Origin of the sequence: Acinetobacter sp. IK40 (genome assembly GCF_035615075.1) — a bacterium.
Taxonomy (GTDB): Bacteria; Pseudomonadota; Gammaproteobacteria; order Pseudomonadales; family Moraxellaceae; genus Acinetobacter; species Acinetobacter courvalinii.
In genome coordinates, this window is sequence record NZ_JANBOE010000001.1 from 37,230 (window position 1) to 56,936 (window position 19,707).

Sequence of the window (19,707 nt, forward strand, 5' to 3'; positions counted from 1 at the left end):
TTTAAAATCTCAACCTTGAGGTGAGTCGTGTTCGTTGCATTAACTACACTCATTTTTATTCATTTCTGTGCCTTGATTACACCTGGACCTGACTTTTTCTTAGTCTCACAAACCGCAATTAGCCGCTCGCGTAAAGAAGCCTTGCTGGTGGTACTGGGTATTTGTCTAGGAGCAATGTTGTGGTCACTGCTTGCCTTAATGGGACTCAATATCATCTTTGAAAAAATGGCATGGCTTAAGCAAGGACTGTTGATCGCTGGCGGGCTATATTTGTGCTGGCTTGGTTTTCAAATGCTTCGCTCTGCTTTCTCTAAAAATAACCAAACCATAAATCCAATAAGCTTACCTCAGTCACCTTATTTATTTTTTATGAAAGGCTTGTTGACCAATCTTTCCAATCCTAAAGCCATTATCTACTTTGGCAGTGTCTTCTCACTGTTTCTGGCAAATCCCTTATTTGACCAGCATCATTCTTTACTTTTTATTATTGTTTCGATTGAAACGATTTTATGGTTTGTCCTGGTCGCTTTTGTATTTTCTCTGCCGACATTTCGCAATGCATACCAAAACTTTGCCAAATGGATTGATGGAGTATCAGGCGGAATATTTACCTTACTCGGTATTTATCTGATCGGCAGCCGCTAATTCAGGGATAACAAAGCCTGCATCATGCAGGCTTTATGATATACGCTAATCTTATGGTCTTTTTAACCCTTAAACTTCAAGAAAAAAACCTATCAATAAGAGTATCCAGAAGATAGACCCAATAATAATCACAAAAATTTGGGCAATATTAAATTTTTCCTGTATCACCGCATTAAGTTGATCATCCTGTTTTTTGGCATGATTAAGGGTTACAAAAGCGGGAATAAGGAACATAAAACTGACTGATGAAATTAACCAGTAAGGATCTGGTAAGTTGGCGAATACTAAGGCGAAAAGGATATAGCCGATATACATCCAGCCTGCAGAAAACTCCTGAACATCGCCTTGCGCTTTGGCATATTCCCGGATTTTCTTAAACAGGGAATATAAGAAGAAAATGGAAAAAATAGCTCGGGCAGCCGGCATGATATTTAAATGATCTTTAATTGCGAAAAAGCGCCATGCCTTAAAAATCCACCATAGCTCGTATAACCCTAAAGAAATAATTGATAAAAAGATAAATTTCTTTAGGCTAATGATGGTTAAATCGGCTAAATGATGGTTTACAGGATCAGTTTTAATTACAGTTGTGTTTTGATCAGTCATGGTCTTAGTTAGAATAGCTAAAATATAAAAATTGTATTATTGGCAATCTATTTATCAGAGAATTTAAGAAATATCATTATTTTAATTAAAAACCACATAATTTACGCTTCAATTTATTGATATTGATAAATTATGTGGCCTTTATTGTAGCGTTGATTAAGCAAATTTCGCTAAAACTTCCAGAAAACCCGCTTTCTGGCGAGGAAATTGTGCAATCACATCATGAATGCGTTGGCCTTCAGGATTGGTAGCATTCAAGTCACGGCCATCTGCCAGGAACTTGGTAAGCAAGCGCTCATAATCATTTGGACGCATATGTTTGAAGGCATGGTAGAGCACATGAAAGTCGGCATTTACGCCAGCTGGAGGAAGCTGGTTAAGGTAGGCAAACACACGCTCATCTGACCATTCTTCATTGAAAGTTGCTGGCTGTGATAATGCCATGACAATCTCCTCAGTCTTATAAAATAATAAAGGCAAAATATGAGGCAGGATGAGAAAAGTCATACTTTTCAAATTCTGCGACGTATTTTGCCCTTATTTACGAAAAATCGCTAATGAAAAAACTTCTAACGATCTTCAGGTAAATTGATATTCATTTCTAGCATTTCAATGTTTGCTTCTGAACGAACCTGCATTTGAATATGCTGTTCATCCACCCCACGAACATAACGGCTGACGACCTGCATGATTTCTTTTTTCATTTGGTCGATTTTGTCCTGGCCTAAGCGACGGCCCAAGCCTTGTTCAGATGCAACAATAACTTTTAAACGATCTTTGGCAGTTTGTGCACTTGATGGTTTTTCATCACTGCTAAAAAGTTTACTCCAGAATCCTGCCATAATTACGCTCCAAATAGTCTAGCTAACCAACCTTTTGGCTGTACTGCAATGTGTCGATAAGGACGGTCTTCGCCAAGGAAGCGAGCCACTAAGTCATCATAGGCTTGTCCAGCTTTTTCATCTGAATACAGAATCACTGGTTTACCTTCGTTTGATGCTTGAAGTACGCTTGGGCACTCAGGAATTACCCCTAAAGTCGGCACACGTAAAATATCTTTAGAAATATCGTCGATCGTTAACATTTCCTGTTTATCCGCACGTTCCGGATTGAAACGGGTGATACATAAATGCTTACGGATACGACCTTCGTTTTGTTCAACTTTTTTGGTCTTGCTATCAAGCATACCAATAATACGGTCAGAGTCACGTACTGATGAGATTTCAGGATTCGTCACAATGATCGCTTCATCGGCATGATACATGGCTAGAATCGCACCACGCTCGATACCAGCAGGTGAGTCACAGATGATGTAATCAAATTCTTGCGAAAGTTCGTCGATCACACGTGCCACACCATCATCACTCAATGCATCTTTATCGCGGGTTTGTGACGCAGGGAGAATATATAAGTTCTCAATATCTTTATCACGGATGAGTGCTTGTTGTAAGCGAGCTTCATTATTGATGACATTGACAAAGTCATAAACTACACGGCGTTCGCAGCCCATGATCAAATCAAGATTACGCAAACCCACATCGAAATCGATCACAACAGTTTTATGACCACGTAGGGCTAAACCTGTTGCAAAAGATGCACTTGTTGTAGTTTTACCTACACCACCTTTGCCTGACGTTACGACAACAATTTTGGCCACCGAATCCACTCCTATTTATGGTCATACGCCCCTAAAAGGGCTTTTTTGGTGTTTAATGAGATAAATTAAAACTGCAAGGCCTCAAATTCAAGTTCTTGCTTGTTATTTAAATAAATATGTACAGACTTTTTGATCATATCTTTGGGAATATCATCGGCTACACAATAGGTCCCTGCAATCGAGATGAGTTCGGCTTCTAGCGAATGGCAGAAAATACGTGCTGCAGCTTGTCCACCTGCACCTGCAATGACTCTACCACGAGCATTGCCATAAATGTGAATATTTCCAGATGCAATCACTTCCGAACCACTATTCATGCCTGCATTTAAAATGATATCACCCTGATCTTGCACCAAACATTGGCCTGTACGCAAAATTTCATCATGATACGAGCTGATATAGGCATTCGATGTGTTTTTTTGTGGTGTTTGTATTGCTGAATTATCTGCAGCTTTTGCCGGAGCAGGATCAACCACCTGTTCTTTTGAGGCCTTGATACGTTGCAACGGCTGATCGACAGGTAGTACCGGGAATTGAATGGCGCGGGCTTCATCACCCAAGATGCCGTCAATCACCGCCATCGGCTGTAAACCCAGATCAATCAAGAGTTGAATCAAGGCAATCAGTTCTTGCTCAACCGTACTGTCAATAATGACCAGGGTACCGATATAGGAACCTTCATTCAGGGTGCTGGTAAGTTGCTGTCGGATTGCATTATGGTCATTTGTGTCGAACGTGAGTCGACTAAAATTCACCATTCTGCCCGTAATCCGTATATCAGCCATAATTTATCCTTCAGGGCTTTTTAAGCGCTCTATATGTGTTAAAGCAGTTGTAAATAAAAGCAAATGCTAGAACAAATTACACGAATTCTCTAGCTCGATTGGTAATTTTTCTTGTAATCATTCTGCTTTTTTATCCAATTGATCAGTTTCTTGCAAAGTTTGCTGCCATTGCTTCACTTTTACTTGTTTTCTGATCGCTTCCAGACTTTCAAATACCACCGATTCGACCAGTTCTTCCAGATATTGATTATCAATATTTAACTGGCTGACCTGCTCGGCAATATATTGATAATTTGCATTTGGTCGCTGAGCTGATCCCGCTATAAAAGGATCAATCAAACCAGCCGTGATATTTTCACCTAAACGTTGACCAATACTTTGAATCTGTTGCTCGATTCTTCCCCCAACAATCGGGATCAAGCGTAACAGTTGCGTCAGTTCCGGCGTATCTTCAATGGCCTGATTGACAATAACGCCAACTTTCTGGGTAATCAGAGGTTGCTGTTGTTGTAATGCTGCAGCAAGCGACTCCTGTAGCATCGAGGCCAAGGTCACCGTAAACAGTTGTCGATGATGATCGACCAGATCATGAATAATTTTTTTATGATGCGAACTGGTTTGCAGTTCATGACGGATTCCGTCAATCACGGTAATCACAACACGATCTGATAATTCTTCCATGACTACACGATAATAAAACACGGCTTTGATGCGGATGCCGTCTGGTACGACTTTATAGCCGAGTTCATATAAACGGTAAGCAATCACGCCTGCACGGAACAAACGTAAAAAACGGAAATAGGGAATGATCGCCAGAATTTCATACCAGTGCACAAAAGGAAAGAACCACCAGCGTGCATGGTGTTTTTGCACAATCGACAGAAACCAGCGAATCACCAGTTCAACAATTAAAAAGATAATAAACCAGGCTTCGGTGGTAATCACCCACGGGTGTAGGTGAGTCCGGTAAAACTCCAGCACCGTCGGAAGCTGGATGGTATTAAAAAACCAGCTCCCAATATTGCTCATCAGGAAAAAGTTCATGCCCAAGCAGAACAGGTTAAAAACAATAATAAAGACCATAAAAATGTCATAGACCAGAAACAGCTTGAAGAACTTGCTGTTCGGATTGACATAGTTATATTTAGAGTTGTTTCCTGAGTCCGGCTGGGTCATGTCTTACTACAATTCCTTGTGCAACTATTGCTGGTATTTGGCTTTCATCTGGCTAATCAGCTGATCTTTTTCAGTCCAGATCTGGTCCACCCATTTCTGGAAGCGCTCACGGTAAACCGGATCATCCTCATAATGACCACCCAGTACCCAGTCTGGAATTTCAATCTTACGTAAATCTACAGCGATACGAGACACATCACCGAGCCAGAATTCGCCGTAACCCGGCGCACCGTCTGGATAAACAATGGTCATGTCGACCAAAGCATCAATTTTATCGCCGAGAATATTCAGTGCTAAAGCCAGACCACCGGCTTTAGGTTTAAGCAGGTTCTGATAAGGGGATTGCTGTGCAGTATGTTTTTCAGGGGTAAAGCGAGTCCCTTCTAAATAATTCAGTAAGGTAAACGGTTGACTGAGTAACTGTTCACAGGCTTTACGAGCTTCCAGCATATCACGCGATTTGAGTTCCGGATTCTTTGCGATTTGCTCTTTGGTGTGACGTTTCATCATCGGGAAGCCGAGGATTTTGAATGCCTGCCCGACAAATGGAATAAAAATGAGTTCCCATTTGGTAAAGAAGCGGGTCAGCGGCATACGGGTTAGGCCAAAATATTGATTGACTGTGGTATCGACCCAGCTTTGATGGTTGCAGATCATCATATATCGGCCCTGCAAATTCAGGTCAAGGTTTTCATCAATGCTGATATCCCAGTGTAAATCTGGCAATACATTATCAATTAACCAGTTATTTACCCCGAGCCAGCTGTTGGTGATCTGAATATTGGTTTCGTCTACTTTTGATGATTTTTTAAATAATTTGGTTAAACCTAATGCCAGGACAGGAGGACCATGAAAAAATGTACTGCCTGTAATCACTGAACTAACGGTTAATCCTTTACTGACTTTTTGCAATAAGGACGCTTTTTTATTGGCGTTAGACATAAATCGAGCCTTGAGTGCAGAGGTTTGAAAAATGAGATGTTCCAACTATAAACAACAGATGTTGAAATACAACTGTATATTTTCAGATGTTGACAATTTTTATATATTTAAACGGCATAATGCTACTTTTTCCGATTAAATACCGGTTTTCCCAGGTTGAGATCAGAAAAGGTATCCATGTGATGAGTGTCACATAAAAAAAATATTGTGTGAAAAGCATAAACATGAAGAAATTGTGATGCTTTATTCAAGTAAAATGCATCAAAATATTACAAAAATACAAATAAAGTGTTTATTATTAACAAAATATCAATGGTCTAGGGCCGTTTTCTCATTCATTATTTGTCCAGACAACAAAATACATAGACAGGAGCTACGCAATGCGTGCATTAGTAATTTCAACACTCGTAGGGGCTGGATTGGTACTTTCTGGTTGCCAAACGACTGGTAATAACATCGGTGGCGTAGAATATGACAAATCTGCTTTAGGTGCATTAATTGGTGCAGCAGCAGGTTATGGCGTATCTAAAGGTAATGCAAATACAAGTAAACAAAACAACCGTGCTGCGGCAATCGGTGCTGTTCTTGGTGCTGCTGGTGGTTTGTATCTCGACAATAAAGAGAAAAAATTACGTGAGCAAATGGCTGGTACTGGCGTAGAAGTAGGCCGTAACCCAGATGGTTCTGTTCAGTTAATCATGCCTGGTAGCATTACCTTTGATACCAACAAATCAAACATCAAACCTAACTTCTACAGCACTTTAAACAAAGTAGCGCAAACTTTAGGTGAAGATAACAAGAGTGCGATCTTGGTAACTGGTTATACAGATAATACCGGTAACGATTCAATCAACATCCCATTATCTCAAGCACGTGCTCAATCAGTTAAAAACTATTTAGCTAACCAAGGCGTATCTTCTAGCCGTATCGATGCACAAGGTTATGGTTCTTCTAACCCGATCGCTTCAAACGCGACTGCTGCTGGTAAAGAGCAAAACCGTCGTGTAGAAATCAGCATTTATGCAAAACAGTAATTTTTACTGATTTCTAAAAAACCACCTTCGGGTGGTTTTTTTATTGTCTATCCAGTCAGGCGACAAGCCGTGGCGCAGCATTTGTACAAGGCATCATAATTTATACATATCCCTAGATTTACTATTGGGTTTCTAAAACATAGATGTCTATAATTGTGCTCGAAAAATCAGGCTCGGAAACGAGAGAGGAATAACCAATGTCATCTGCCAGTCAACTTAATGACAAGCAACTTGAAGCCATGAAATATGTTCAGGGGCCTTTGTTGGTACTCGCAGGTGCAGGTTCGGGTAAAACATCGGTGATTACCCGAAAAGTGGCTTTCCTGGTACAGCAATGTGGCATTCCAGCCTACCGTATTACCGCAATGACCTTTACCAATAAGGCTGCACGTGAAATGAAGGAGCGTGTCGGTAAATTACTGTCACGTGAAGAAGCAAAAGGACTTTCGGTTTCGACCTTCCATACCTTTGGTTTGAATTTACTCCGTCTTGAATTAAAACATTTACCGCTTAAAAACAACTTCTCTATTTTAGATGCGGACGACTGTAAGCGAATCCTGATGGATTTGATGCAGCGTGACAATTTGTCAGGGGCAGAGAGTAAAGAACTGCTGGCCAAGGCAATGAAGAAAATTTCGGACTGGAAAAACGACCTGATCGTTCCAGAACAAGCCCATTCAACTTGTGAAACGGTTGAAGACGTCCAGTTTGCCCATCTTTATCAGCTGTATGAGCGTAACTTGCGGGCCTATAACGCGGTAGACTTTGATGACCTGATTGTCATGCCGACACGTTTACTTCAGGAAAATGCTGAAGTACGGGATAAATGGCAAAACCGTGTTCGCTATTTGCTGGTCGATGAATATCAGGATACCAACACTGCGCAATATACTCTGGTCAAGCTATTGGTTGGGGTGATGGGGCAGTTCACTGCCGTAGGGGATGATGACCAGTCGATTTATGCATGGCGTGGTGCCAAGCCTGAAAATATGGCGTTATTGAAAGAAGACTTCCATAATCTCAAAGTGATTAAGCTTGAGCAGAACTATCGCTCGACCAGCCGTATTTTAAAAGCGGCCAATGCCGTGATTGAGAATAACCCGCATATTTTCGACAAGAAATTGTGGAGTGATAAAGGGCATGGCGAAAGTATTCGCGTGATTACCTGCCTAAATGACGATGATGAAGCAGAACGCGTGGTCAAAGACCTGATCACGCATAAATTGATGAACGGTAAAAACTGGAAAGATTATGCGATCTTGTATCGTGGTAACTTCCAGGCCCGCGTGATCGAAACCCAACTGCGCCAGATGCAGATTCCTTATAAATTGTCGGGTGGTCAGTCCTTCTTCGCGCGTGCCGAGATTAAGGATGTGATGAGCTATTTACGTCTTATCATTAACCCAGAAGATGACAGTGCATTCTTGCGTATTATTAATACGCCAAAACGTGCCATTGGCCCGGTGACTTTGGAAAAACTCGGTTTATTTGCCCAGGAAAATACTCTGTCTTTGCTTACGGCATCGTCTGATCAGCGTTTAAGCATGGTGTTGCCGAAGAAAGCGGCCACCCAATTACATGAGTTTGCAGATTTTATCGCGACATTTACCCGTGAGTTACTTGATGATGATGAGCCGATGCCAAAGGTTCGTCAAATGATCAATGAAGCGGGCTATATCGATTATATCCGCGAACAGGCGGCGACACCTGCCCAGGAAAAAACCAAGCTCGACAGTATCGAAAGTTTGTATAGCAGTATTCAAAATCTGTTGAATCGAACCGATGATGTCGATGAGAAAAATATTGAAAGTGTAATTCGTAAACTGGTATTGCTGGATATGCTCGAGCAGCAACAGGAAGAAGAAGACACCGATAAGGTGAACTTGTTGACGTTGCATGCGGCAAAAGGTCTGGAGTTCCCTTATGTGTATATGATCGGTCTGGAAGAAGAACTGTTACCGCATAAGAACTCGATTGCATCGGAAACCATCGAAGAAGAACGCCGTTTGATGTATGTGGGCATTACCCGTGCGCGTCAGGGCTTAACTTTGACACTGGCTGAACAGCGTAAGAACGGTGGACAAATGCGTCAGATGACCCCAAGTCGTTTCCTAGATGAAATGCCGCAAGATGATCTGGAATGGCATGGCCGTAAAAAGAAACTGGCACCGAATGTAGATCCAAAAGAGCAGGCGCAGCAGTATCTTGCCAATTTAAAAGCACTGTTGAAACGATAAAAGTTTGTAAGTAGGAAGTTGTAATGAAAGTCCAAGTTAAAGTATTAGATGCGCGTTTAGGTCAAGAGTGGGCTTTGCCTTCTTATGCCACCACAGGTTCGGCAGGTTTAGATTTACGTGCATGTTTAGATGCAGCGATTGATATTGCACCAGGTGAAACGGTTCTGGTGAAAACCGGTTTGGCGATTTATATCGAAGATCCAAACTTTGCAGGTTTGATTTTGCCGCGTTCAGGTCTAGGCCATAAACACGGAATCGTTTTAGGTAACCTGGTCGGTTTGATTGATTCGGATTATCAAGGCGAATTGATGGTCTCGGTCTGGAACCGTGGTCAAAATATCTTCCGTTTAGAGCCAGGTGAGCGTTTGGCACAATATGTGCTGGTACCTGTGGTACAAGCCGAGTTTGAACAAGTCAGTGAATTTGTGGCTACCGAGCGTGGTGCGGGTGGTTTTGGACATACCGGTCAACAATAAGTTTCCGGTAAATATCACTTAAAATGCAATGTTTTACTGGAAAACGTTGCATTTTTCATATTGATTGTTTGTTTAAAGTATATTACAAAGCAACTGATTAATTATTTTAATTTTTCTGAACAAGGGTTAGTTAATTACTTAATAATTTCGCCATCTTGCATAATCAGAATGATTATAAAAATAGGGGCTTGCTGTGAATATACAACAAACTTTTCCTTTGAATATTTTCCGTGCCTACGATATTCGCGGAAAACTTTCAAATTTAACGCCAAATATTATTTGTTCAATTGCGCATGCCCTGGCGTTACACTATAAAAATGCTGGACAGCATCAGGTTGTGGTTGGGTATGATGCGCGATTAAGTAGTCCTCATTATGCTGAAATTATTCAGCACGTTCTTCAGCAACAGGGTTTGCAAGTCACCAATATCGGTTGCTGCTCATCGCCAATGATGTATTACATTGCTCGTGATTTTGGGGGTAATGGCATTATGGTCACCGCCAGTCATAATCCAAAGTCCGATAACGGCATTAAATGGATTGTCAAAGGGGAGCCTCCGAGTCCAGAGATGATTCAATCCGTTGGACAGCTTGCCCAGATTTCCCAACCAGCCGCAAATGAAAATTTCACCGCCGATATCCGACCGCATCAGATCATTTCTCAATATTGTTTACCTTACCAACAGTCCTTAATTGATGATATTCATCTGGCACGTCCCTTAAAAGTAGCTTTGGATGGTTTACATGGCTCGGCAGGCCGTTGTGCAAAACAAGTGCTGGAAAAGTTAGGCTGTGAGGTGATCGCATTACGTTGCGAAGCCAATGGACATTTCCCTGATCATGCACCCGATCCTTCCCATGCCGAGCATTTAAAACAGTTACAGGCTGTGATCCTGTCAGAGCAGGCGGAACTGGGTATTGCTCTGGATGGAGATGGTGATCGGGTTGTATTGCTGGATCAGCAGGCAAATATTATTAGCCCTGACCGGTTGTTGTCCCTATTTGCACAAATCTGTTTACAGCAGCATCCGCAAAAAGAAATTGTATTTGATGTGAAATGCTCGCGTATGGTGGCGGATACGGTTCAGCAACTGGCAGGTCAGGCCAAAATGATCCGTACCGGCAGCAGCTTCTTACGGGCCTATTTATCTCAATCCAAAGGTGCGGCCGTTTTTGGCGGAGAATATGCAGGCCATTATGTCTTTAATGACGGACGTGGCTATGGCTATGATGACGGCCTCTATGCGGCCCTGCGGGTAATGGAATATCTGACCCAATCCACCGCAAAAAGCTTGTCTGAATTACTGAGTATTTATCCTGAACGTTACTGTACAGAAGATACTTATATCAGTACCCATGATGCCAACCCGCAACAGGTTTTAAATGAAATAGAGATTTTAAGTCACCGTCTAGGCGCACGTTTAAGTAAAATAGATGGGGTAAGACTTGATTTTGACGATGGTTTTGGCATTATTCGAGCATCAAATACGGGTGAATATTTTACCGTCCGCTTCGATGCAGACAATCCGGACCGGTTAATCGATATTCGCCAGAAGTTTGTTTCCATGTTGCAAGATCATTATCCACAGATTGCACAAGAACTCGCACAGGCTTAATAAGGAGAGACGCATGCCACATGAACATATCGGCATTGATAAAGCAAAAATTTTGATTGAAGCTTTGCCGTATATCCAACGATTTGCAGGAAAAACGTTGGTTGTAAAATATGGTGGTAATGCGATGACTGATCCTGAACTGGAAAGTTCATTTGCCCGTGACATCGTGTTATTAAAAACAGTCGGTTTAAACCCGATCGTTGTACATGGTGGCGGTCCACAAGTGGATTCATTATTAAAACGTCTCGGGCAGGCATCTGACCGTATTGATGGCATGCGCGTAACCGATGAAGCAACCATGGAAGTGGTTGAGATGGTATTGGGCGGTAGTGTCAATAAATCGATCGTGAACCTGATTAACAAACATGGTGGTCGTGCCATCGGTTTAACCGGTAAAGATGGCAACCTATTGCGTGCGCGTAAGTTATTGATGGAAAAGCAGGAAGCGGATGGTTCCGTTTCGCAAATTGACTTGGGCATGGTGGGTGAAGTCACAGGTGTAAAAACCGACGTCCTTGAAATGTTTACTCAAAGTGATTTTATTCCTGTGATTGCACCACTCGGTGTCGATGAAGAAGGCAATACCTATAATATCAATGCAGACCTTGTGGCTGGAAAAGTTGCAGAAGCATTAGGTGCAGAAAAACTGATTTTATTGACCAATATCAGTGGTGTACTGGATGAAAATAAGAACCTGTTGACAGGCCTGACTACGCAAGAAGTTGACCGCTTGATTGAAACCGGTGTGATTTACGGTGGCATGATTCCAAAAGTGGGTTGTGCACTCGATGCGGTAAAAGGTGGTGTGGTGAGTGCGCATATCGTTGATGGACGCGTACCGCATGCAAGTTTGTTGGAAATCTTTACCGATCATGGGGTAGGGACTTTAATTACCAATCGCGTCAAGCATTAATTCTGCTGATGAAAACAAAAGGGGCCTTAAATTGGCCTCTTTTTTTCGTCATGTGTTGTTCATGTTTTAGTCATCTCAATGTCATTTACGCGCTTTAAGGTAAAGCTAGTCATAAGGAGCATTCATTATGCTAGAAAAATTAAATCAATATCGTCAGACATTGACTTTACCTTTACGCCACAAACCAGCTCAAAACCAGTTCCGTTTTGAATGGGTGGATAATTTAAAAGAATTACAAGATGTACAACGTTTTAGAGCGACGCAATTTAGCCATCAGTTTGGCATGTCTTTTGAAGACGGTTTAGATCAGGACCTGTATGATTTTGGCTGTGAACATGCCGTTTTACGTGAGAAGTGGACAGGTGAAATTGTTGCCTATACCCGCTTGAAATTATTTCAAGGCCATGAAATCGGGCAGAGCTACAGTGCGCAAGAATTCGAAATTGTTCCACATTTATCACATTTACCGAGTGTTTTAGAAATTGGTCGAACCTGTGTTCACCCTCAATTTCGTTCTGGTAAAGCACTCTCCATGCTATGGTTAAATCTGGTGCCTAAAGTATTATGGTCAATGCGTGCCAAATATTTAATGGGCTGTGTCAGTATTCATTTAGATGATAATCTGGCTCGTGCTTATTATACCCATCGCCAGATTCAGCAACTGGGTGAGCATCAAAGTATTGATATCCGTTCAAAGCGTATATTTGAACCAGAACGTCCTGAATATAGCTTTCCGCAGGATGAGCGCATGCCAAAACTATTCCAGACCTATCTGGGCATGCAGTCGAAACTTTCAAAACAGGCATTTTATGATGAAGACTTTAAATGTCTGGATTATTTTGTGTTTCTGGAAGTGAACAAGATTGCCATGTCTTTTGTGATGAACAAAATGGTGCAGCGTTAGTGCTTTATCATTCTTAATCTAATAGTGAGCACATATTCAGATTTACAAGCGATCTCAACCTCATGCACAATAGGCATAGATGTTAGATAGTTAAAAGATATGTGCCAGCTATTAGGAATGAATTGTGCTACCCCGACAGATATTACCTTTTCGTTTCGTGGGTTTTCCCAACGAGCAGGGGTCACGTCTGATCATTGTGATGGTTTTGGTATCGCATTCTTTGAAGATAAGGCTTGCCGCCTATTTGTCGATAACCAGTCCGCAGTTGAATCTCCGATTGCCGACCTGATTCGTAACTATCCGATCAAGTCCCGCAATGTCATTGCGCATATCCGTAAAGCGACCCAAGGCAAAATCAACTTAGAAAATTCACATCCTTTCTTGCGAGAGTTGTGGGGCCGACACTGGATTTTTGCCCATAATGGCGATTTACATGACTTTAAACCTGAATTAAGCGGTCGATTCGAACCGGTTGGCAATACTGATAGTGAGCTGGCATTTTGCTATTTACTCGATCAGATGGTTGAGGCATTTGGTTATACCGAGCCAAGTCTAGAAGAAATTTTTTCATTATTGCAGTGCATTTCTCCACAAATTGCCGAGCATGGAACTTTCAATTTTTGCTTGTCTAATGGCAAGGCGCTGTATAGCTATGCCACCACCAAATTGCACTGGCTGGTACGCGAATATCCTTTCCAGCATGCACACTTAATTGATCTCGATGTCGAAGTTGATTTTAGTCAGGTCACGACGCCTGACGATCGTGTGGCAGTGATTACCACAGAACCTTTAACGCATAACGAAGCGTGGACTGCCTACCAGCCTGGGGAAATGATCTTATTCCAGTGTGGCAAACCGATTTTGCATGCTTTAACCCGAGTCGAGCGTTTAATCCGCGAGGCAGAAAATCCTGCATTAAAACGAATCACTAAAGCAGACCAATATTAATATCGAAGATATAACCAGAATATATGTTTTAACTGTTTTTATTAAAAAAATTAGTACTCATTTTTCTGGTTATATCAATAAAATTAGATAGATAGTTTTTCTTACTGGTTAAAAAATACTTGAGTGTTTTGATCGGTAAAAATATTAAATTAAATATAAAACAATAGTTTATTATGTTTTGTTAATAAAAAATGCATACCTGACAAAAATGCTGCGTTTTTATTTAAATACTTTACCGATATTATATCCGTATTCAATAAATCAAATATGGTTTGGGGTTCGATATGGGTATGAAATGGTCTGTCGAATATAATACAGGAATCGAGGTGATCGATGATCAACATCGTCGTATTCTAGATTATATTAATGAAATTGATGAATTAAAAGAAGACGATGATCGTGCAAAGTTAAAGGGGATTCTGGATAATATTATTGATTATACCCAGTCTCATTTTACCTTTGAAGAAAGCTTGCAGGAAGAAGCAAATTATAAATATCGTGTGCCGCATAAACGGGTACATGACTTATTTATCAAAAAGATAGAGACTTATCGTCAGCGTTTTGAATTGGGGCAGGAAATTGATAGTGAGCTACATGAAGCACTATCAAAGTGGTTGATTAATCATATTCGTCATGATGATGCCGATTATGTCGGTGCTGTCAAAGAAAATATGATTGGCATTATTAAAGAAAATGAAAAGAAAAAAGGGAAGAACTGGTTTTCTCGATTCTTCTCATAATAATAAGATAATAAAAAAAGATCCCTTGTTATAAAAAATAATAAGGTTGGTATGAGTGATATACAGGGGGTCGAATGAATAAAATAATAACTGGTGCGCAGCAAATCATCTTGACGAGGTGATTTGCTTTTTTCTTTTGCGATCTTTTGTTTTGATTTTCAAGCGTGAGAAAGGCAAAATAGATTGAATATTTCATTGCAAACACCATAAAGCGCAATGAGTTCAAAGATTTTTCAAGGAATGCATTATGCAGGACACAACTCTGTCACGCTGGTTTGCCCCAGTGATGGCGTTTTGCCTATCTTTTGTCATGATTACCACATTGGCACCGACGGTGGGTATCCAGATTGATCGTCAATTCGATTTCTGGTTGCTCTGGTTAGGGACCATGATTTTATTGGCACTGCCAATCGGCTATCTTGAAATCGCTTTAGCAAAGCGCTCACAAACTACTGCATTGCAAGCCCTTTCAAGCCTGACCCGTGATGCCGATGCTTCACCCAAATGGCGTCTGGTTGGCTGGTTAGCAGTTGTTTTCGTCCCGTTTTTTGCAGGTAGCGTATTAAGCACTGCAAGCCATGTGGTGAATGCGCAACTGGCATCTAATATTTCGAGTCAGATCCTGTTCGCGATTCTTGCGCTTGTGGCATTTGCACTTTCTTTTATTCCCCGTCAATTCCTGATTGCTTTGACCACTATTGGTGTGGTTGCTGCGTTCGTTCTTGCTAATGTGATGGGTACCCAGTTACAGGCTTGGCACTGGACAGGTGTGGAGTTTAGCGAGTGGGGCAATGCCACCGTGCTTGCCTTGGTCGCAAGTGGTCTAGGTTTGGGCTTATATTGGCAGAGTAGTCTGGCGATAGTGAAAAAGCAGGAAGCTGCAACCACTTCAGTATTGCCGATCTGGATAGCTCAACTGCTTGCCGTGATTGCATTTGGCTTCTTCTCGATTCAGGCTCAGTTGCCTGCGTTGGCCTGGGGTTTTGCTGCCCTGATGTCAGCTGCTTTATTAATCCAGTTTGCAAAAGAGCAACTGGCGCAGCGCCAGCTGGCGGTTGTAGTGCAATGGGCAATTTTACTTGCAGCTGTTGCAGTATGGGCAGTGCCTCAAGTTGAGCAAGTTTTTAATACTGTATTGATGCTATGGGGCCTGGTCATTTGCCTGATCTATGCCTTGTTTGCGGGCTGGATCATGAAGATCAGTCATCTGCGTAAAGCCATGGGCTTTAGCAATGAGCTGTTCTATAACCTGTGGCGTATTGCGATCCGTATTGTGTTACCCCTTTCAATTGTGGTCGCGATTATTGCAGTGATCGGGCAAGTGATCTAAATGGAACCGATCAAACAAGTCTGGGTGGCTTACACCACATCTGAGCAGCAGTTCCATCTTAGGGTTGCATTCAGTGAGGGAATGACGGCTCAGCAGGCGATTGATGCCAGTGGCTTAGCCGAGCAGGTGGGCCTGCCAGAAGTTTTACATTTGGGAGTTTTTGGTAGCAAGATTGAAGCTGAGACTGTGCTACAGGCCGGGGACCGGGTCGAAATCTATCGTCCCTTAACCATTAATCCCAAAGATATCCGTCGGAAACGGGCAGAAAAGAATCCGGTTGGACGATTTATCAAGGGTAATCGCTTTAGACCATCAAGCTCATAAAGAAAACCCCTCACGATTCTCTCGATGAGGGGTTTCTTTTTACGGCAAAGCCGTTATAGTGGGGGCGCAGTCAAAATCGCTTCTTTTGATGCCGGTAAACCAGGTTGTGATTCTGGAATCGTATCCAAGCCTTCCAGACGTTCGACATTACCATTCGCATCAAAATAAACTTTCAAATGCTGGCCGTGTGCCGCAGGTATTTTTGCTTTTTTCGCATAGGTACCCGGGATGTAGTTGTAGATGTAGTCCCAACGTTGTGGATTCAGTGGATCTGTCACTGTTGGACTACCCAGCAAGAAACGGACTTGCTGAAAGCTCATGCCCACTTGTACTTGAGATGCTTGTGCTTTGGTTAATGGTGTTCCCTGTGGAATATCGACTTTATAAACACCAAAGACTGAACAACCGCTAAGTACTGAAGTGACGAACAACGCCAGCATGATTTTTTGCATTTTGCTACACTATCCTGATAAATGATGATGCATTTGGTTCAAGGATAGATCATACTGCATCTAAACTCTATTGCCTATTCCAACTTAAGATTTGTTGAGAGACCTTTTTTTATGCCGATTTCCAATCAAGACTTACGCAAAGCTGGACTTAAAGTTACCCTTCCTCGTATTAAGATTTTGGAATTATTAGAAAATTCAAAACAACATCATTTAAGTGCTGAAGATATTTATAAAACTTTGCTTGAGCAAGGTGAAGATGTAGGTCTAGCAACGGTTTACCGTGTGTTAACACAATTCGAAGCTGCCGGTATCATTCAGCGTCACCATTTTGAAAACAACCATTCTGTTTTTGAAATCATGCAGGAAGATCATCATGATCACCTTGTATGCTTGAACTGTAACAAAGTTGTTGAATTTACAAATGATATTATTGAGCAAGAGCAACATGCGGTTGCTGATAAGCATCAATTTGCCTTAACGGGCCATTCTTTAAATCTTTACGGCTATTGCAGCGATGCAGAATGCCAAGAGGCTTATCGTAAAAAATAAGCTGAGTTGAGTTAACATTTTTAAAGTTCACGAAAAATGAACAAATAAAAAGGGAAGGTTACAAAAACCTTCCCTTTTTTTAATGGCTTAGTTTGAACTATTGCCCATCGAAGGTAATGTTACGGCTAGCGCTCAGTAACTGGTCTGCGCCTTCTTCGGAAAGTTTGATGGTGAGACGCAAGTCGTTTGGCGAATCGGCATGCTTTAAGGCATCTTTGTAGGTGATCTGACCTGCCTTATAAAGGTCGAATAGGGCTTGGTCAAAGGTCTGCATACCCAACTCACGTGAACGCTTCATCAGGTCTTTGATTTCGTGAATTTCACCCTTACGGATATAGTCGGCCAGAAGCGGGGTGTTAATCAGAATCTCAATCGCAGCACGACGTGAATTGCCGTCAGGCGTCGGAATTAGCTGCTGCGCCACTAACGCTTTTAAGTTCAGCGACAAGTCCATATACAGCTGACTGTGACGATCCGCTTCAAAGAAGTGAATAATACGATCCAGTGCCTGGTTGGCATTGTTGGCGTGCAGGGTCGCGAGTACCAGGTGTCCTGTTTCTGCGAAGGCAATCGCGTAGTCCATGGTTTCACGCGAACGGATCTCACCAATCAGGATCACATCCGGTGCCTGACGTAGCGTATTTTTCAAGGCCACTTCAAATGAATCGGTATCAATGCCGACTTCGCGTTGCGTCACAATGCAGCCTGCATGTTGGTGTACGAATTCGATCGGGTCTTCAATGGTAATAATATGGCCTTTGGAATTCTGGTTACGGAAACCGATCATCGAAGCAAGGGAAGTCGACTTACCTGTACCTGTTGCCCCTACAAAAATGATGATACCGCGTTTGGTCATTGCCAGTTCTTTCAGTACTTCAGGCAGTTTCAGGTCATCCATGGTGGGGATATGGGTCTCGATCTTACGCAGAACCATGCCCGGCATATCACGTTGCTGAAAGGCACTGACACGGAAACGGGCCGTTTTTTCGCGATTCATGATCGCGAAGTTACATTCACGGGTATCGGCAAATTCTTTACGCTGTTTGTCCGTCATGATGGACTGTACCAGTTGACCGACAATTTCCCCAGACAGCTTGGTTTTTGAAACAGGCACAATCTGCCCGTTAATTTTCATTGAAGGTTCAACATCCGCCGTGACAAATAAGTCTGAGGCATTCTGCTGAATCATCAAATTGAGTAAGTCATTAAAATCCATGATATTTCTCTAATCCCTTTATTTTTATAAGAATGACTCAGGCTGTTTCGCCACGGTACGTGCCGTTTGCGGACTGATTAAACCTTTAGATACCAATGTTTTCAAACTTTGATCCAAGGTGGTCATACCGTAGTTGGCACCTGTCTGGATCGCTGAGTACATTTGCGCGACTTTATTTTCACGCACAAGGTTACGGATTGCCGGAATCCCGATCATGATTTCATGTGCAGCCACACGGCCACCGCCGTTCTTTTTCAATAAGGTTTGTGAAATCACCGCTTGTAGAGATTCAGACAACATGGCACGTACCATGTCTTTTTCTTCAGCAGGGAATACGTCGATGACACGGTCAATGGTTTTTGCGGCAGAGGTGGTATGCAGGGTACCAAACACCAGGTGACCAGTTTCCGCAGCCGTCAATGCCAAGCGAATGGTTTCCAGGTCACGCATCTCACCGACCAGAATAATATCCGGGTCTTCACGCAGGGCAGAACGCAGTGCAGCATTAAAGCCATGCGTATCACGGTGTACTTCACGCTGGTTGATCAGACATTTTTTCGACTGGTGTACAAATTCGATTGGATCTTCTACCGTTAAAATATGGTCATAACGGTTTTCATTAATATAGTCGATCATTGCTGCAAGAGTGGTTGACTTACCTGAACCTGTCGGGCCTGTCACCAACACAATCCCACGTGGATAATCACAGATTTCCTTGAAAATTGTACCGAGGCCTAAATCTTCCATCGTCAGGACTTTAGAAGGAATGGTACGGAACACGGCACCAGCGCCACGGTTCTGATTGAAAGCATTGACACGGAAACGGGCAATATTCGGTACTTCAAACGAAAAGTCAGTTTCTAGGTCTTCTTCAAAATCACGACGTTGTTTATCATTCATAATGTCGTACACTAGACGGTGTACATCTTTATGTTCCAGTGCTGGCAAGTTGATACGACGGACTTCACCATCTACGCGAATCATCGGAGGCATACCCGCTGAAAGGTGTAAATCTGACGCACCGTTTTTAACCGAAAAGGCGAGTAATTCTGTAATATCCATAATTTCCCCGAAACAAACTCAAAAAGTCTCATTATTTTGTAGAATAATATAAGGCTTTCATTCCGGCTTACCAACACCTTAAAGAATGGGAAAGCA

22 protein-coding genes are annotated in these 19,707 nt (G+C 42.2%); 12 read left to right on the plus strand and 10 right to left on the minus strand.

The window, feature by feature from the left end; all coding sequences use genetic code 11:
* Positions 1 to 27 precede the first annotated feature (27 nt).
* Positions 28 to 645 (plus strand): threonine export protein RhtC, encoded by a 618-nt coding sequence (gene rhtC, locus MSG93_RS00190; protein ID WP_324618913.1) that lies wholly within the window; start codon positions 28 to 30, stop codon positions 643 to 645.
* 69 nt (positions 646 to 714) lie between these two features.
* Here the strand turns inward: rhtC and MSG93_RS00195 are convergent, their stop codons facing one another.
* From MSG93_RS00195 to MSG93_RS00225, 7 genes are all read right to left on the minus strand, one after another.
* Positions 715 to 1,251: a hypothetical protein gene (locus tag MSG93_RS00195; protein ID WP_324618914.1), complete on the minus strand. Its 537-nt coding sequence runs from the start codon at positions 1,249 to 1,251 to the stop codon at positions 715 to 717.
* A gap of 156 nt (positions 1,252 to 1,407) precedes the next feature.
* Positions 1,408 to 1,695, minus strand: a complete 288-nt coding sequence (locus MSG93_RS00200; RefSeq protein ID WP_005283978.1) for a PA4642 family protein — start codon at positions 1,693 to 1,695, stop codon at positions 1,408 to 1,410.
* 125 nt (positions 1,696 to 1,820) lie between these two features.
* The gene (gene minE, locus MSG93_RS00205; RefSeq protein WP_004655180.1) at positions 1,821 to 2,093 is read right to left on the minus strand and encodes a cell division topological specificity factor MinE; all 273 of its coding nucleotides are present in this window, start codon (positions 2,091 to 2,093) and stop codon (positions 1,821 to 1,823) included.
* Between the two features lie 2 nt (positions 2,094 to 2,095).
* Positions 2,096 to 2,908, minus strand: coding sequence for a septum site-determining protein MinD (gene minD, locus MSG93_RS00210; RefSeq protein WP_005229058.1), 813 nt, complete (start codon positions 2,906 to 2,908; stop codon positions 2,096 to 2,098).
* A gap of 65 nt (positions 2,909 to 2,973) precedes the next feature.
* Positions 2,974 to 3,693, minus strand: a complete 720-nt coding sequence (gene minC, locus MSG93_RS00215; protein WP_005283982.1) for a septum site-determining protein MinC — start codon at positions 3,691 to 3,693, stop codon at positions 2,974 to 2,976.
* A 117-nt stretch (positions 3,694 to 3,810) separates the two neighbouring features.
* The gene (locus MSG93_RS00220; RefSeq protein ID WP_324618923.1) at positions 3,811 to 4,869 is read right to left on the minus strand and encodes a preprotein translocase subunit SecA; all 1,059 of its coding nucleotides are present in this window, start codon (positions 4,867 to 4,869) and stop codon (positions 3,811 to 3,813) included.
* Between the two features lie 24 nt (positions 4,870 to 4,893).
* Positions 4,894 to 5,811 carry an acyltransferase gene (locus tag MSG93_RS00225; protein WP_324618925.1) on the minus strand — a complete coding sequence of 306 codons (918 nt, stop codon included), beginning with the start codon at positions 5,809 to 5,811 and terminating at the stop codon, positions 4,894 to 4,896.
* A 380-nt stretch (positions 5,812 to 6,191) separates the two neighbouring features.
* Between MSG93_RS00225 and MSG93_RS00230 the strand changes: the two genes are divergently transcribed.
* The 10 genes from MSG93_RS00230 to MSG93_RS00275 all read left to right on the plus strand — a co-directional run bounded on the left by MSG93_RS00230 (position 6,192) and on the right by MSG93_RS00275 (position 16,332).
* Positions 6,192 to 6,845, plus strand: coding sequence for an OmpA family protein (locus tag MSG93_RS00230; RefSeq protein WP_005256388.1), 654 nt, complete (start codon positions 6,192 to 6,194; stop codon positions 6,843 to 6,845).
* A gap of 197 nt (positions 6,846 to 7,042) precedes the next feature.
* Entirely contained in the window at positions 7,043 to 9,082 is a 2,040-nt protein-coding gene (gene rep / locus MSG93_RS00235) for a DNA helicase Rep (RefSeq protein WP_005229067.1), read from the plus strand.
* 23 nt (positions 9,083 to 9,105) lie between these two features.
* Entirely contained in the window at positions 9,106 to 9,558 is a 453-nt protein-coding gene (dut, locus tag MSG93_RS00240) for a dUTP diphosphatase (RefSeq protein WP_324618930.1), read from the plus strand.
* A 193-nt stretch (positions 9,559 to 9,751) separates the two neighbouring features.
* A complete protein-coding gene (locus MSG93_RS00245; protein ID WP_324618932.1) occupies positions 9,752 to 11,173 on the plus strand; it encodes a phosphomannomutase/phosphoglucomutase in 1,422 nt (473 codons plus the stop codon).
* Between the two features lie 13 nt (positions 11,174 to 11,186).
* The gene (gene argB / locus MSG93_RS00250; RefSeq protein WP_324618934.1) at positions 11,187 to 12,086 is read left to right on the plus strand and encodes an acetylglutamate kinase; all 900 of its coding nucleotides are present in this window, start codon (positions 11,187 to 11,189) and stop codon (positions 12,084 to 12,086) included.
* A gap of 127 nt (positions 12,087 to 12,213) precedes the next feature.
* Positions 12,214 to 12,990: a GNAT family N-acetyltransferase gene (locus MSG93_RS00255; RefSeq protein WP_324618936.1), complete on the plus strand. Its 777-nt coding sequence runs from the start codon at positions 12,214 to 12,216 to the stop codon at positions 12,988 to 12,990.
* A 99-nt stretch (positions 12,991 to 13,089) separates the two neighbouring features.
* Positions 13,090 to 13,938, plus strand: coding sequence for a class II glutamine amidotransferase (locus MSG93_RS00260; protein ID WP_324618938.1), 849 nt, complete (start codon positions 13,090 to 13,092; stop codon positions 13,936 to 13,938).
* A 284-nt stretch (positions 13,939 to 14,222) separates the two neighbouring features.
* Positions 14,223 to 14,678: a bacteriohemerythrin gene (locus MSG93_RS00265; protein WP_004770972.1), complete on the plus strand. Its 456-nt coding sequence runs from the start codon at positions 14,223 to 14,225 to the stop codon at positions 14,676 to 14,678.
* A gap of 247 nt (positions 14,679 to 14,925) precedes the next feature.
* On the plus strand, positions 14,926 to 16,008 hold the full coding sequence (locus MSG93_RS00270) for a sodium-dependent symporter family protein (protein WP_009516183.1): 1,083 nt from the start codon (positions 14,926 to 14,928) through the stop codon (positions 16,006 to 16,008).
* Positions 16,009 to 16,332 carry an RnfH family protein gene (locus MSG93_RS00275; protein ID WP_324618942.1) on the plus strand — a complete coding sequence of 108 codons (324 nt, stop codon included), beginning with the start codon at positions 16,009 to 16,011 and terminating at the stop codon, positions 16,330 to 16,332. It abuts the gene before it with no gap.
* A gap of 53 nt (positions 16,333 to 16,385) precedes the next feature.
* Here MSG93_RS00275 and MSG93_RS00280 read toward each other — a convergent pair whose 3' ends face one another.
* Positions 16,386 to 16,784 carry an outer membrane protein assembly factor BamE gene (locus tag MSG93_RS00280; protein WP_004655148.1) on the minus strand — a complete coding sequence of 133 codons (399 nt, stop codon included), beginning with the start codon at positions 16,782 to 16,784 and terminating at the stop codon, positions 16,386 to 16,388.
* A gap of 111 nt (positions 16,785 to 16,895) precedes the next feature.
* Between MSG93_RS00280 and fur the strand changes: the two genes are divergently transcribed.
* Positions 16,896 to 17,333, plus strand: coding sequence for a ferric iron uptake transcriptional regulator (gene fur, locus MSG93_RS00285; RefSeq protein WP_004770976.1), 438 nt, complete (start codon positions 16,896 to 16,898; stop codon positions 17,331 to 17,333).
* Positions 17,334 to 17,430: 97 nt separating this feature from the next.
* Here fur and MSG93_RS00290 read toward each other — a convergent pair whose 3' ends face one another.
* Both MSG93_RS00290 and MSG93_RS00295 read right to left on the minus strand, forming a co-directional pair.
* The gene (locus MSG93_RS00290; RefSeq protein ID WP_004770977.1) at positions 17,431 to 18,549 is read right to left on the minus strand and encodes a PilT/PilU family type 4a pilus ATPase; all 1,119 of its coding nucleotides are present in this window, start codon (positions 18,547 to 18,549) and stop codon (positions 17,431 to 17,433) included.
* A 24-nt stretch (positions 18,550 to 18,573) separates the two neighbouring features.
* A complete protein-coding gene (locus MSG93_RS00295) occupies positions 18,574 to 19,611 on the minus strand; it encodes a type IV pilus twitching motility protein PilT (RefSeq protein ID WP_004770978.1) in 1,038 nt (345 codons plus the stop codon).
* Positions 19,612 to 19,707: the final 96 nt, after the last annotated feature.

What these genes read in the sequence shown, in the direction of transcription:
- MSG93_RS00225 (WP_324618925.1), bottom strand. Translation starts at nt 5,811, where the DNA reads ATGTCTAACGCCAATAAAAAAGCGTCCTTATTGCAAAAAGTCAGTAAA.
- MSG93_RS00265 (WP_004770972.1), top strand. Translation starts at nt 14,223, where the DNA reads ATGGGTATGAAATGGTCTGTCGAATATAATACAGGAATCGAGGTGATC.
- MSG93_RS00280 (WP_004655148.1), bottom strand. Translation starts at nt 16,784, where the DNA reads ATGCAAAAAATCATGCTGGCGTTGTTCGTCACTTCAGTACTTAGCGGT.
- MSG93_RS00220 (WP_324618923.1), bottom strand. Translation starts at nt 4,869, where the DNA reads ATGACCCAGCCGGACTCAGGAAACAACTCTAAATATAACTATGTCAAT.
- minE (WP_004655180.1), bottom strand. Translation starts at nt 2,093, where the DNA reads ATGGCAGGATTCTGGAGTAAACTTTTTAGCAGTGATGAAAAACCATCA.
- dut (WP_324618930.1), top strand. Translation starts at nt 9,106, where the DNA reads ATGAAAGTCCAAGTTAAAGTATTAGATGCGCGTTTAGGTCAAGAGTGG.
- MSG93_RS00260 (WP_324618938.1), top strand. Translation starts at nt 13,090, where the DNA reads ATGTGCCAGCTATTAGGAATGAATTGTGCTACCCCGACAGATATTACC.
- minC (WP_005283982.1), bottom strand. Translation starts at nt 3,693, where the DNA reads ATGGCTGATATACGGATTACGGGCAGAATGGTGAATTTTAGTCGACTC.
- MSG93_RS00290 (WP_004770977.1), bottom strand. Translation starts at nt 18,549, where the DNA reads ATGGATTTTAATGACTTACTCAATTTGATGATTCAGCAGAATGCCTCA.
- rep (WP_005229067.1), top strand. Translation starts at nt 7,043, where the DNA reads ATGTCATCTGCCAGTCAACTTAATGACAAGCAACTTGAAGCCATGAAA.
- fur (WP_004770976.1), top strand. Translation starts at nt 16,896, where the DNA reads ATGCCGATTTCCAATCAAGACTTACGCAAAGCTGGACTTAAAGTTACC.
- MSG93_RS00275 (WP_324618942.1), top strand. Translation starts at nt 16,009, where the DNA reads ATGGAACCGATCAAACAAGTCTGGGTGGCTTACACCACATCTGAGCAG.
- MSG93_RS00195 (WP_324618914.1), bottom strand. Translation starts at nt 1,251, where the DNA reads ATGACTGATCAAAACACAACTGTAATTAAAACTGATCCTGTAAACCAT.
- MSG93_RS00295 (WP_004770978.1), bottom strand. Translation starts at nt 19,611, where the DNA reads ATGGATATTACAGAATTACTCGCCTTTTCGGTTAAAAACGGTGCGTCA.
- MSG93_RS00270 (WP_009516183.1), top strand. Translation starts at nt 14,926, where the DNA reads ATGCAGGACACAACTCTGTCACGCTGGTTTGCCCCAGTGATGGCGTTT.
- MSG93_RS00230 (WP_005256388.1), top strand. Translation starts at nt 6,192, where the DNA reads ATGCGTGCATTAGTAATTTCAACACTCGTAGGGGCTGGATTGGTACTT.
- MSG93_RS00200 (WP_005283978.1), bottom strand. Translation starts at nt 1,695, where the DNA reads ATGGCATTATCACAGCCAGCAACTTTCAATGAAGAATGGTCAGATGAG.
- argB (WP_324618934.1), top strand. Translation starts at nt 11,187, where the DNA reads ATGCCACATGAACATATCGGCATTGATAAAGCAAAAATTTTGATTGAA.
- MSG93_RS00255 (WP_324618936.1), top strand. Translation starts at nt 12,214, where the DNA reads ATGCTAGAAAAATTAAATCAATATCGTCAGACATTGACTTTACCTTTA.